Below are 11766 nucleotides of genomic sequence, written 5' to 3'. Positions count from 1 at the left end.
GTCGATCGCGTCCTCGAGCTTGCGCCCGAGATGATGGCGGCCTGATACGGCGGCATCGCCGCCGACGATCAATTGGAAGTCCCCCTCACAGGGGATAGGAAGCAGAGGCTCACATGCGAACTTGTCTCGTCGTTGATGATTCCAGCGTCATCCGCAAAGTTGCGCGCCGGATCCTGGAAGGCCTCGACTTCCAGATTCTCGAAGCCGAGGACGGTGAGAAGGCCCTGGAGGCCTGCAAGCGCGGCCTGCCCGATGCTGTGCTGCTCGACTGGAACATGCCGGTCATGGACGGCTACGAGTTCCTCGGTCATCTGCGCCGCATGCCGGGTGGCGACCAGCCCAAGGTGGTGTTTTGCACCACCGAGAACGACGTCGCCCACATCGCGCGCGCGCTGCACGCCGGCGCCAACGAATACATCATGAAGCCGTTCGACAAGGACATCGTGACCGCGAAGTTCCAGGAAGTCGGCTTGATCTGAGCAAACACCGGAGGCTGGACGGCTCCTTCGGCGTTTGTTGTCAACTAAACCGTTTCAGTCTGAGTTGGTGAGTAATGAGTGTGGCGTTCGCAGGAAAATCGATCATGAGCCCGTCGCGTGAGGCCGGGCCGCTGCGGGTGATGATCGTCGATGACTCCGTCGTCATACGCGGTCTGATCTCGCGCTGGATCGGAGCCGAGCACGACATGGAGGTCGCGGCGTCGCTTCGCACCGGGCTCGAGGCGGTCAACCAGCTCGAACGCATCAATCCTGACGTCGCCGTGCTCGATATCGAAATGCCCGAGCTCGACGGCATCTCGGCGCTGCCGCAACTGCTGGCGAAGAAGCGCGATCTCGTCATCATCATGGCTTCGACGCTGACCCGCCGCAATGCGGAGATCAGCTTCAAAGCGCTGTCGCTCGGCGCGGCCGACTATATTCCCAAACCGGAATCGACGCGCGAGACATCGGCCGCCGATATCTTCCATCACGATCTGATCCAGAAGATCCGCCATCTCGGCGCGCGGCTGCGCCGGAAGCCGGCCGTAGCGAGCCCGCCGCTCGCGCCCGCGAGCCCTGCTGTGCCGGCCGCGCGGACATCGTTTGTTGCGCGGCCTGCCGCGCCCGCACCGGCCCCGGCTGCGCCCGCCCCCTCGGGTTCGCTATCCACACGTCCGTTCTCGACCCAGGCACCGAAGGTGCTGCTGATCGGCTCCTCGACCGGCGGCCCGCAGGCGCTGATGGCGCTCGTCACCGAGCTCGGCCCCGTCATCGACCGTTTTCCAGTGCTGATCACCCAGCACATGCCGCCGACCTTCACCACCATTCTCGCCGAACACCTGGCGCGTTCGAGCCGCAAGCCGGCGGCCGAGGCGGTCGATGGCGAGCCGGTGAAGCCGGGTCGCATTTATCTCGCGCCCGGCGGCAAGCACATGCGCGTCGTGCGCAATGGCGCGGACGCCGCCATCGCGCTCGACGACGGTCCCGCCGTCAATTTCTGCAAGCCTGCGGTCGATCCGCTCTTCACCTCCGCCATCGATGTCTGGCACGGCAACATTCTCTCCGTGATCCTGACCGGCATGGGCTCGGACGGCATGCGCGGCGGCAAGGACATCGTCGCGGCCGGCGGCAGCGTGATCGCGCAGGATGAAGCCTCCAGCGTCGTCTGGGGCATGCCCGGTGCGGCCGCCCATGCCGGCATCTGCGCGGCGATCCTGCCGCTCAACCAGATCGGCGCCAAGGTCAACCGCCTGTTCGCGGGAGACCGCACGTGACGCCGGCGGACTACGAGTATCTGCGCAAATTCCTGAAAGAACGCTCCGGTCTCGATCTCTCGCCCGACAAGCAATATCTGGTCGAGAGCCGCTTGCTGCCGCTGGCCCGCAAGGCCGGCCTTGCCGGCATTCCCGATCTCGTTCTCAAGATCAGGAACGGCGACGGCCGCCTTGCCACCGATGTGGTCGAGGCCATGACCACCAACGAGACGTTCTTCTTCCGCGACAAGATTCCGTTCGATCATCTGCGCGACAGCATCGTGCCCGGCCTGATCCAGGCCCGCGCCGCGCGCAAGTCGCTGCGCATCTGGTCGGCGGCCTCGTCGACGGGACAGGAGCCGTATTCGATCGCGATGTGCCTGAAGGAGATGGGCGCGGCACTCGCAGGCTGGCGCATCGAGATTGTCGCGACCGACCTCTCGCAGGAAGTGCTGGAGAAGTGCAAGGCCGGCGTCTACAGCCAGTTCGAGGTGCAGCGCGGCCTGCCGATCCAGCTCCTGATGAAATACTTCACGCAAGCGAGCGACGTCTGGCAGCTCAATGCCGATGTCCGCGCCATGGTGCAATTCCGCCAGCTCAACCTTTTGCAGGACTTCTCCCATCTCGGCACGTTCGACGTGATCTTCTGCCGCAACGTGCTGATCTATTTCGATCAGGACACCAAGGCCATGATTTTCGAGCACATGGCGAAGGGTCTGGAAGCCGACGGCACGCTGCTGCTGGGTGCCGCCGAATCCGTCGTCGGCATCACCGATGCATTCCGTCCCGTGTCCGATCGTCGTGGGCTCTACCAGCTCAATCCAGCGCGGTCTGGTCGCCCGATGGGCGGCTTGATGCCGCAGCCGCTGAAGATCGCCGCGGCGCGGTGAACTCTCCTCGTCATTCCGGGGCCGCGCGTAAGCGCGGAGTCCGGAATCCATAACCATTCGGGTGTCTCACAAAATCGCATGCGGCAGAAACCGCGAGCTGTTGCCCGTGATCGGGCTCTCGTCCTCGCGGATCGAAAGTCCGCACGGCTCGTGGTTCACCAGCCAGCTCCCGATCACCGGATAGACGCCGGAAAAACTCGGCAGCGGCGACAGCGCCTGCCGGATAAAGCCTTCGGCGCCGTAGGGACCTTCGTGCTCGTCGAGTGACATTCCGGCAGACACCAGCGTGACATTGGCGCCTTCGCGCGACAGCAGCGGCTTGCGGACATAGGAGCTGCCGAGCTCGGCGGCGCGCGGATCGTCCTCGAAATGGGCCGGCAGCAGATTGGGATGGTTTGGAAACATCTCCCAGAGCAGGGGCAGAATGCCCTTGTTGGAAAGCAACGCCTTCCATGGCGGTTCGATCCAGCGCGTCGGCGCGCCCTTGAGCTTCGCCCCGAAGGCGTCGTGGAACATCCACTCCCAGGGATAGAGCTTGAAGACCAGCTCCATGTCGCGGTTATCGAGGTCGACGAAACCGCCTGCCTCGTTGCGCCAGCCGATATCTTCAATGTCGAGCAGCGTCGTGGAGAGGCCCGCCTGGCGCGCAGTGTCTTCGAGATAAGCGAGCGTGCCGGCGTCTTCCTCGTTGGCGGTGGTGCCGGTGAGGTGCAGATGCTTGTTCGAGGCAATGTCCTTCCACGCCGCGATCAGCCGCTCGTGGATCGAGTTGAACTGGTCGGCGCGCGCGGGGATGATGCGCCGCTCGATCGCCTGTTCGAGCCAGGTCCATTGAAACACCGCGGCCTCGAAGATCGAGGTCGGCGTATCAGCATTGTATTCGAGCAGCTTTGCGGGACCGGCGCCGTCGAATTTCAGGTCGAGCCGGCCATACAGGCTGCGGTCGTCGCGCTCCCAGCTCTCGGCGATGAGGTCCCAAAATGCTTCCGGAATCTTGAGCCGGCGCAAATGGCGCTCGTCGCCGATCACGCGGCCGGCAAGCTCGAGGCACATCGCATCGATCTCGCCGGTCGGCGTCTCGATGTCGCGCTCGATCTCGGCGAGCGTGAAGGCATAGTAGGCGCGCTCGTCCCAATAGCGCTCGCCGTCGATGGTGTGGAAGGCGAAGCCGCATTGCTCGGCAGTCTGTTGCCAGTCGTCGCGCTCGGGACAAAGGATGCGTTGCATGTGTCAGCCGCCGCCGTGACCATGACCGCCATGACCGCCATGACCTTGGCCGGGATGGCCGCCATGCATGCGATGCAGCGTGCCGCCGAAGCCGCCATGGCTCGGCCGGCAATAGGGCTTGCCGCCGATGCCGGGAACGGCTTCGAGGCCGGAGCCGCAGGGCCGCTCGCGGTTCACAAATCCCATCGAGACGGCGCCGGCCGCCGCGCTTCCCATCAACGTGAGCATGACCCTTCGCGAGCGCTTCATGAGGTGTCCTCCCGCGCGATTTAGAACAGTGGTTACTTAAAGCAGGCTCGCGCGCGGCGTTGAATTCAAAACCGCGCGTGTCAGCTACCGCCCGAGAAGGCATGCGCGAACGAGCCGAAGCCGCCGCGCGTGACGCCGCCGGAGCCTGCATCGGACGAGCCTCCCGACGAAGAATGACCGGAGGAGTCGCTGCTGTAGAAGCCCGACCGCGACGACCAGTGCGAGCCGCTGCCCGAAGAACTGCTGCTGCAATTGGTGTTGGTCTGCGCCGTCGCCCCGGGAGGCGTGGGATCGCAGTTTCCCCGCGGCATCAGCATGAAGGCGGTGGTGCCGACCGCGATCGTCCCCATCACCAGTAGCGCGACATGGCCCGAGCGCTTGACCGGCTCCCGCGGCGGTAGCGGCAAGTCCGCTGGCAGGCGCGGACGGCGCTTGCCGAACTCCTGGCTGGGAGGTTTGTTGGCCATGTCACTTCGCTACCATGTCAGTAAATCATGCAGGCGGCGTTGAGGAGGCCCGCGGCGAGCGAGGACAACCCGAGCCAGATGGCGGGCGCCAGTTCGCCGGCGGCGATCCGCCCCGACAGGTTGGGTACCGGGATCTTGACGACCTGCACGATCAGCGCGATGAAAGCCCAGACCATGCAGTCCAGCACGTTGGCCGAATGGGCGATCGCGCTGAACAGCGGTGCCACGAAGCCGAGCAGGCTGAGCCCGAGCGCGATCGCCGCGGCAGGGTCGTTGTCCCGGATCAGCTGGAACTCGTTGTGCGGCGTGATCCGCGTGTAGACGAACAGATATGCCACTATCGCGATCAGCCCGGTGCAGAAATAGACCAGGAAGGCGGGCAGGCCGGCGAGCGATTGCAGGATCATGAGGAGAGGTCCGACGGTTGCGCCGCGAATTCTGGCACGATCGCTTAGTCGCGGCACCGGGCGGGCAGGTTCGATCCCCAGAAAGAACCGGCACCGCTTGCGCCCGGGCACCGCACAAAAATTCGGGCCGCATGAGACATGCTTCACAAATGCGTCTCGAGGTTGTGTGTGATAGTCTGAGCCATTGTTTTGCCGCCGCCCGTCAGTTTTGATCGGCCGCGCTCATTCGAGGGATGCTTCGTTCAGATCAAGAATCTTGTTGAGTGAGGCTCAAAATGCCCGTTGCCGAATACGAAGATTTCGAGCTCGAGATCGGCTCCGATCTGCCCGTGGGTGGCGGCCCTCAGCAATATTACGGCCGTGTCGTCAGGTCGCCGGCCGGCGAGGCGCCGAAGAGCCAGGTGAAGTTCTGGTTCTCCGCGCCCGGCGAACTGGCCAAGCTGCGCGGCGAACTTGAAAACGCCGTCCTCGAGATCGACGACAAGAAAAGCCAGGGTCCGACCACGCGCGGCGAGCAGGTGCTGCAGGATTTTGGTCGCGGCGTGTTTCGCAGCATCTTCATCGACGTGCCGTCGATCCAGCGGATCTATGAGCGCAGCAAGGGCGCGGCGCAGGATCTGAGGATCAAGCTGCGCATCGAGGCCGCTGACCTCGCCGGGCTGCCCTGGGAATATCTCTACGACGAAGACGACATGCCCCGCTTCGTCGGCCTGACGCGCCCCATCGTGCGCTATCTCGAGACCGCCGGCGGCGTCGGCCGGATGGGCGTCAAGGGACCGTTGCGCATTCTCGGCATGATCGCCGATCCCTCGACCAGCGAATGGCCGAAGCTCAACGTCGTCAAGGAGCGCGACCGCATCAACAAGGGCATCGATGCGCTCCAGCACGCAGGCAAGGTGGATTTCCAGTGGGTCCCCGGCGGGACCGGCAAAGACCTGATGAAGAAGCTGCTGGAAGGCGAGTGGCATATCTTCCACTTCATCGGGCATGGCGGGGTCGAGGAAGCCTTGCCCGGCGCGGGGGCATCCGGCTTCGTGGTCATGGTCGACGAGGACGGCAAGCCGGTGAAGAAATTCGCCTCCGATCTTGCGATGATGCTGACGGGAGCACGACGCAGCCTGCGCCTGATCGTGCTCAATTGCTGCGAGAGCGCCAGGATCAATGTCGGCGACCGCTTCGGCAATCCGGCGATCGGCTTGATGAAGACGGGATGGCTGCCCGCCGTGGTGGCGATGCAGTTTCCGATCACCGACAACGCCGCGATCTCGATGTCGGAGGGGTTTTACGCCGCGCTTGCGCGCAACCGTCCGATCGACGATGCGGTGACGCTCGCGCGCAAATTCATCCAGGAGAAGTCCCGCGTCGAGTGGGGCATTCCGGTCCTCTACATGCGCTCGCCCGACGGCCGCATCTTCGACGTCGAAGCACCGCAGCCGCAGGCGGCCCCGCCAGAGGCGGCGCGGCCCTCGAAGGAGATGCTGCAGCAGCGCCGCGATGAGTTCATGGAGGCGCTGCTGATTGCCCCGACGACGATCGAGGCGCTGGAGGACCTGACCCGGCGCGGACAGGAGCTTCACGGTCTCCTGGCCGACGATGCCGAGCTCTCGGCCCAGCTCGCAAAGGTCTATTTCGATCTCGGCACGCTCCAGCACAAGCAGAAGCAGATCTCGAAGGCCGCGGCGAGCTTCGCCTACATGCTCAAGCTCGACCCTACGAAGCCGGAATATTTCGTGCGAAGAGCCAATTTCAACGTGACGGTCGGTCTCTACGAGAATGCACTGAGCGACATCACCGAAGCGATCAAGCTGAAGCCGAAGAACCCGGAGTTTTACTGGATCAAAGGCGTCGTCAGCATGACCGCCGCCGGCACCGACGACAAGCGCGGCTATGTCGAGGAGGCGATCAAGGCGTTCGGCACGGCGATCGCGGCCAACGAGAACGAGCCGAAATATCTGGTGTCGCGCGCCAATGCCTATGCCCTGATCAAGGACGTGGTGAAGGCCCAGAACGATATGGACAGCGCGATTGCGCTGGCCCCCGACAATATCGATCTCCTGGTCCAGAAGGCCAAGATGGTCGCCCAGGCTGCCTGATTTCTCGCGAGTGTTGTCCGGCGCGCCTTTCAACAGCGAACCCTAGCAATAGGAGTTCATCGTGCAGATCGCTCATGTCGTCGATCCCTTGAATGCGATCTTCGAGTCCTTCGGTGGACCGGTTCTGGTCGTGCTGTTCTACTGGTTCCGCTTCCATACGATGAAAGGCACGCGCTCCTTCACGACGCGGCCGCTGTTCCTGTTCGGTCTCGCGGTCTTCATCACGCCGTTCCTGGTGATCTACGCCGTTCTGCCCGACAAATTGTCGCCGCTCGCATCGGTCTGGCTCTTGATGTTCGTCTGGCTCATTCCGGTGGCGCCGAAAGCGTGGCGCAAATTCTGCCAGGAACTGGCCGGCATTCCCGTCGCCGCGCTCGCGCTGCGCGAGGCGCTGGCCGCTGCTCCCTTCCAGGTCGGTCCGGACGACATGCCGAGCCTGCAGCGCAAGCTGTCCAGGGTCGGCTACCAGATCGACGATTTCCGCGCCACGCAATCGACCGCGATCCAGTCGCGCTTCCTCAAGATTTCCGCGTTGATGCTTCACCTGGAGCGCTGGGCCTGCGAGCATGAGGGCTTCATGGAGCGCAACTCCGATCTCTATGCGGAACTGCTCGCGGTCTATGACGCGCTCTGCTTCCGCACCGTCCGCGTGCTCAAGAGCAGCACCGAGATCTACGGTGCGATCATGGAGGACAGCCATGTCGAGCCTGACGACTGGCAGGCGCTCGACAAGCTCTCGACCCGCCACACCGTGGTCAGCCAGCTTCAGCTCGCCGCCCAGACCGCGGCCGGATGCATGCTCGAGGATCTGCGCAAGGACATGGATGCGCTGCTCAACAATCTGCTGCTGTTCGCCGCGCGCGCAGCGCTCGCCGGCGAATGGACGTTTGCCCGCAGCCGCCAGCGGCTTGGCGCGATCGGCTTCACGCTGGAGCCGGCTCCGCCTGGCATCGCGAAATTCGTCGCGGTTGCGGCGGGCTTCGGCTTCGTCTGGTGCCTGGCCTGGCTGCTCGGGTCGGGCAAGATCGTGCACATGCCCGGAGACCAGGATGTCGGCATGATGCGGACGCTGCTGATGACGCCGCTCTATCTCATCGTGAATTTCTGGCTGGTGTATTATTTCAAGCGGCAATACGCCTTCGCGAACGAGACCATCTTCGGCCGGCTGCCCGTCGGCTTCATTCTGACGGTCGGCCTCTGGGGCGCGCTGATCCTTTTCCCTGTCCAGGCCGCGTTCGACTTCTACCAGTTTCCGCAAAGGCCCTATCTCGACGTCGTCCTGCACGAGCTGCCGATCCTGATCTTCCCCTGGGGGATCGCCGCGATGGCGGCGCTGCTGGTGCAGGATTCGACCTGGGGCAAGCGGTCGCGCAAGACGCGGCGGATGCGCGATGGACTCGTGTTCGGCGGCGGCATGACGGTGCTGCTGTGGGTGCTGCTTGCGATCCACCGGCTCAGCCCGATGCCGGTGATGGAGGTCGTCGACAACGTCTCCGGCTGGACCTTCGTCTGGTCCTTCGTGCTGCCGACCTTCGGCTTCGGCTTCACCATCGGCTACGCCTTCATGGCCTGGCTGCGCGAGGCCGCCTCGCGCGTTCCGGTCAAGAGGCCTGTTATGGCCACCACTTCACTCGCCAGCGCCTGACCAAGCCGCAAAAACGAAAACCCCGCCATTTGCGGCGGGGTGAGGGGCGGCATCGCGGATTTCCGTCGCAAATATCGCCGCGGACTGTGAACTCATTCATACCAAAATCTGAAATCGTCGTTAAGGTGAATTGCAACCTATGGTGTTTGCCGCGCGGCGAGGCCGCCGCCGCGGCGTCTCCGGTCATTTCTCAGGCATCGCCCCTGAAATCTTCGAGGAGAACGACGATGAGGTCATCCGTCAAGATCGCGCTCGGTTGCTGTTGGCTTCTGCTTGGTACCATTCCTGTTGCGGCACAATCGGTGCCCAATCCGGCGATGGATGCGCCGGATCAGCTCGCCTGGCAGTTCTTCATCCAGGTCAATACGCGCGCCGGCGGCAACAATGCGCTATTCGAGACCTGGGCCAGCGACAGCGATACGTTCAAGGTGAACCCGCAATTCCCGACGACGGCGGTGCCGCTCCAGCTGCATGAACCGGCAGTGCCGGAGCTCGGCCGCTTCGCGCTGCAGCGGGCCGGCAAGCTGCTTCCGGCGATTCCGCCCGGCAAGGGGGTGCTGGAGGAATCCCGTCGCAACAAGGACTCGTTCGATTTCATCGTCCAGAACAACCTGTACAAGATATCCGGCCTCCGCGCCGCGTTCGGCAAGACCATCACGTTCCCGGTCGGCGCGATGGAGGTGAAGGCGAACTGGCAGCTGGTGACGGACATTCCCTCCTTCACCAACGGCAAGGTCGCGGTCGGCGATGTGCCAAAATTGTACCACGTCAACACCGGCGCGGACGGCAAGCAATATGCCTTCGTGTCCATGCACATCATCTCCAAGGCAGTGCCGAACTGGACCTGGGCCACCTTCGAGCACAAGTTCAATCCCGGGCGCTGCGACATCATCGGCTGCCGGGACTCGTTCGGCGCGCAGACCAGCCCGGTAGCGCCCAATCAGCAGCCGGGCCAAGGTTACCCCGATTGCGCGAAGACGCCGGCGCTGTCGGCGATGATTGCATCCGCCGATTGGGATCCGGCATTTGCCAATTATTGTCTGAAGGGATCGCAGACCGATTTCACCGATGCCACAGGGCTCGACATTCGCCTCGGCAATTCGGTGACTGAGGACGGTTTCGTCGATCAATCCTCCTGCATCACTTGTCATGGCCGCGCCGCCTGGGACAGCAAGGGTGCGCCGACCAGCGGCGCGGGATTTGACGACAATGGCGCCCCGCTCGGACCGATCCAGCCGAGCTGGTACTGGAGCTTCTCCAGCCAGCCGCCGATCTTCCAGGGCATGAGCGGTCTGTCGCAGATCGCGACCTCGGCGGACTTCGTCTGGTCGATTCCGTTCTGCGCGCTCGACGACACCCAGAACCCGCCGAAGGTCAATCGCAACTGCAAGGGCAAATGATCGAGCGGGCGGTGTGGTGACCATGCAAAGGGTCGAGCTCGCCGGCAGCTATCGCGCCCCTCCGCCGGACGCGGTCGATGTTGGCGAGGTCGATCCCGACGAACGTATCGTGCTGACGGTCTATCTCAAGCGGCGCACGCCCGACACATTCCAGCCGGGCAGCGCCGGGGACCTTGCCCGGCTGTCGAAACCGATCACGCGACAGGCTCTCGCGGCGCAACGTCGCCGAACCCACGGCCGCGCGGCCGCTCGCATCAAGAAGCTGGCGGCGCAGTTTCACGTCACTGTGCTCGATATCGACCTGTTACAGCGCATCGTCACGCTGCAGGCGACCGCGCGGCTGCTGACCGACATTCTCGGCGCCACATTGCGTATCTATGATGACGGCCGGTGCCGTTTCCGCACGCGGGTGGGTCCGTTGCTCGTGCCAAAGGAAATCGCTCCTTGGACGCGGGCAATCCTCGGCTTCGAGGACCGGCCGCTGTTCAGGCCGGTGCGGCGGCTGCGCGCGCTGGCCGGCGTTGGGGTCGGTGCCGGGCTCTGGCCGACGGAGGTCGCCGCAGAGTACGGAATTCCACTCGACCGGGACGTCTCGAAAATCTGCGTCGGCATCATCGCGCTTGGCGGCGGCTATCTCAAAACCGATCTCGACCAGGCGCTGACGGCGATGGGACGCGAGGCGCCTGTGGTGATCGATCAGGCCGTTACCATCGCGCCGGCCGTGCCTGGCGGCGCGGCTGCACCTCTGAACGGCAGCAATCAGTTCGGCCACGATGCAGTCGCGGACGAGGAGATCGCGCTTGATCTTCAGATCATCGCAGGCTTGCTGCCGAAAGCGCGCGTCGTCGTCTACTTCGCCGGCAACAATATCCGGAACCTGGTTGGTGCGATAAGCCAGGCGATCTTCGATCATGTCAACCGACCCCAGGTGCTGTCGGTTAGCTGGGGCAGCGCGGAGCTGTTCTGGAGCCCTTCGGCGCGCGACGCGATGCAGGCAGTGCTGGCGGACGCCAAGCGATTGAACGTCACGGTGCTGTTCGCTGCCGGCGACCAACTCGCGACTGGCGGACTGAATGACGGCAAGGCGCATGTCTGGTTTCCCGCTTCGAGCCCGTACGCATTGGGTTGCGGTGGCACACAGCCTGCGGACGGTGGGGGAGCTGCGGCCGGTGAGGTGGTCTGGAGGGACGGCAGCAGCGGTACCGGCGGCGGGATCAGCGACGTCTTCCCGGTGCCGGCCTATCAAACCGGCCTCGCACTGCCGCCGTCGGTCAATGACGGTGCGCTGCGCCGTGGCGTTCCGGACGTCGCCGCCGCCGCGGCGGGCAACCCGGGCTACAAGGTCGTGCTCAATGGCGCCGTGGTGATCAAGGACGGCACCAGCGCGGTCGCGCCGCTCTGGGCGGGGCTGATCGCGATTGCCAATGCCGGACGCGACACTCCGCTCGGCTTCGTCAATTCCGCGCTCTATGCCAACGCGACACTGTTCAAGCCGATAGAGCAGGGCAACAACCGTGTCGACGGCACCGGCTACGATGCCGGACGCGGCTGGAACGCATGTACCGGACTGGGCGTGCCGAAGGCCGCTGAGCTCATCGCTGCTCTGACCGCCGCTCCGGTTGCCGTAGTCTAGTCCAAAAACGAAAACCCCGCCGA

The 11766-nt window shown here is 64.2% G+C and carries 11 protein-coding genes; 7 read left to right on the top strand and 4 right to left on the bottom strand.

Annotation, left to right across the window (positions count from 1 at the left end; translation table 11 throughout):
- The first annotated feature begins 113 nt into the window (after positions 1 to 113).
- The 3 genes from XH80_RS11025 to XH80_RS11015 all read left to right on the top strand — a co-directional run bounded on the left by XH80_RS11025 (position 114) and on the right by XH80_RS11015 (position 2622).
- Positions 114 to 479: a response regulator gene (locus tag XH80_RS11025; RefSeq protein ID WP_007600538.1), complete on the top strand. Its 366-nt coding sequence runs from the start codon at positions 114 to 116 to the stop codon at positions 477 to 479.
- 74 nt (positions 480 to 553) lie between these two features.
- Entirely contained in the window at positions 554 to 1753 is a 1200-nt protein-coding gene (locus XH80_RS11020; RefSeq protein WP_271598617.1) for a protein-glutamate methylesterase/protein-glutamine glutaminase, read from the top strand.
- Positions 1750 to 2622 carry a CheR family methyltransferase gene (locus XH80_RS11015; protein ID WP_271598616.1) on the top strand — a complete coding sequence of 291 codons (873 nt, stop codon included), beginning with the start codon at positions 1750 to 1752 and terminating at the stop codon, positions 2620 to 2622. The genes XH80_RS11020 and XH80_RS11015 overlap by 4 nt, the downstream gene beginning before the upstream one ends.
- A gap of 66 nt (positions 2623 to 2688) precedes the next feature.
- Here the strand turns inward: XH80_RS11015 and XH80_RS11010 are convergent, their stop codons facing one another.
- The 4 genes from XH80_RS11010 to XH80_RS10995 form a co-directional block, all read right to left on the bottom strand.
- Positions 2689 to 3849 (bottom strand): glutathionylspermidine synthase family protein, encoded by a 1161-nt coding sequence (locus XH80_RS11010; RefSeq protein ID WP_271598615.1) that lies wholly within the window; start codon positions 3847 to 3849, stop codon positions 2689 to 2691.
- 3 nt (positions 3850 to 3852) lie between these two features.
- A complete protein-coding gene (locus XH80_RS11005; RefSeq protein ID WP_271598614.1) occupies positions 3853 to 4098 on the bottom strand; it encodes a hypothetical protein in 246 nt (81 codons plus the stop codon).
- A gap of 80 nt (positions 4099 to 4178) precedes the next feature.
- Positions 4179 to 4565, bottom strand: coding sequence for a hypothetical protein (locus XH80_RS11000; RefSeq protein WP_271598613.1), 387 nt, complete (start codon positions 4563 to 4565; stop codon positions 4179 to 4181).
- Between the two features lie 17 nt (positions 4566 to 4582).
- Positions 4583 to 4972: a DUF350 domain-containing protein gene (locus XH80_RS10995; RefSeq protein WP_271598612.1), complete on the bottom strand. Its 390-nt coding sequence runs from the start codon at positions 4970 to 4972 to the stop codon at positions 4583 to 4585.
- Positions 4973 to 5247: 275 nt separating this feature from the next.
- Here XH80_RS10995 and XH80_RS10990 point away from each other — a divergent pair, with 275 nt between their 5' ends.
- The 4 genes from XH80_RS10990 to XH80_RS10975 all read left to right on the top strand — a co-directional run bounded on the left by XH80_RS10990 (position 5248) and on the right by XH80_RS10975 (position 11743).
- Complete coding sequence (locus XH80_RS10990; protein WP_271598611.1) at positions 5248 to 7065, top strand: CHAT domain-containing tetratricopeptide repeat protein; 1818 nt, start codon at positions 5248 to 5250, stop codon at positions 7063 to 7065.
- A gap of 61 nt (positions 7066 to 7126) precedes the next feature.
- Positions 7127 to 8710, top strand: a complete 1584-nt coding sequence (locus tag XH80_RS10985) for a hypothetical protein (protein ID WP_271598610.1) — start codon at positions 7127 to 7129, stop codon at positions 8708 to 8710.
- A gap of 227 nt (positions 8711 to 8937) precedes the next feature.
- Complete coding sequence (locus XH80_RS10980) at positions 8938 to 10110, top strand: hypothetical protein (RefSeq protein ID WP_271598609.1); 1173 nt, start codon at positions 8938 to 8940, stop codon at positions 10108 to 10110.
- A 22-nt stretch (positions 10111 to 10132) separates the two neighbouring features.
- Entirely contained in the window at positions 10133 to 11743 is a 1611-nt protein-coding gene (locus XH80_RS10975; RefSeq protein ID WP_333968727.1) for a S53 family peptidase, read from the top strand.
- The last annotated feature ends 23 nt before the right edge of the window (positions 11744 to 11766 follow it).

The sequence above is a fragment of the Bradyrhizobium sp. CCBAU 45384 genome (assembly GCF_028128665.1).
Classification (GTDB): Bacteria; Pseudomonadota; Alphaproteobacteria; order Rhizobiales; family Xanthobacteraceae; genus Bradyrhizobium; species Bradyrhizobium manausense.
This window is presented reverse-complemented; position numbering and strand designations above follow the sequence as displayed.

Coding starts and splice junctions, on each gene's coding strand:
- XH80_RS11025 (WP_007600538.1), top strand. CDS start 114: ATGCGAACTTGTCTCGTCGTTGATGATTCCAGCGTCATCCGCAAAGTT.
- XH80_RS11020 (WP_271598617.1), top strand. CDS start 554: ATGAGTGTGGCGTTCGCAGGAAAATCGATCATGAGCCCGTCGCGTGAG.
- XH80_RS11010 (WP_271598615.1), bottom strand. CDS start 3,849: ATGCAACGCATCCTTTGTCCCGAGCGCGACGACTGGCAACAGACTGCC.
- XH80_RS11005 (WP_271598614.1), bottom strand. CDS start 4,098: ATGAAGCGCTCGCGAAGGGTCATGCTCACGTTGATGGGAAGCGCGGCG.
- XH80_RS11000 (WP_271598613.1), bottom strand. CDS start 4,565: ATGGCCAACAAACCTCCCAGCCAGGAGTTCGGCAAGCGCCGTCCGCGC.
- XH80_RS10995 (WP_271598612.1), bottom strand. CDS start 4,972: ATGATCCTGCAATCGCTCGCCGGCCTGCCCGCCTTCCTGGTCTATTTC.
- XH80_RS10990 (WP_271598611.1), top strand. CDS start 5,248: ATGCCCGTTGCCGAATACGAAGATTTCGAGCTCGAGATCGGCTCCGAT.
- XH80_RS10980 (WP_271598609.1), top strand. CDS start 8,938: ATGAGGTCATCCGTCAAGATCGCGCTCGGTTGCTGTTGGCTTCTGCTT.
- XH80_RS10975 (WP_333968727.1), top strand. CDS start 10,133: ATGCAAAGGGTCGAGCTCGCCGGCAGCTATCGCGCCCCTCCGCCGGAC.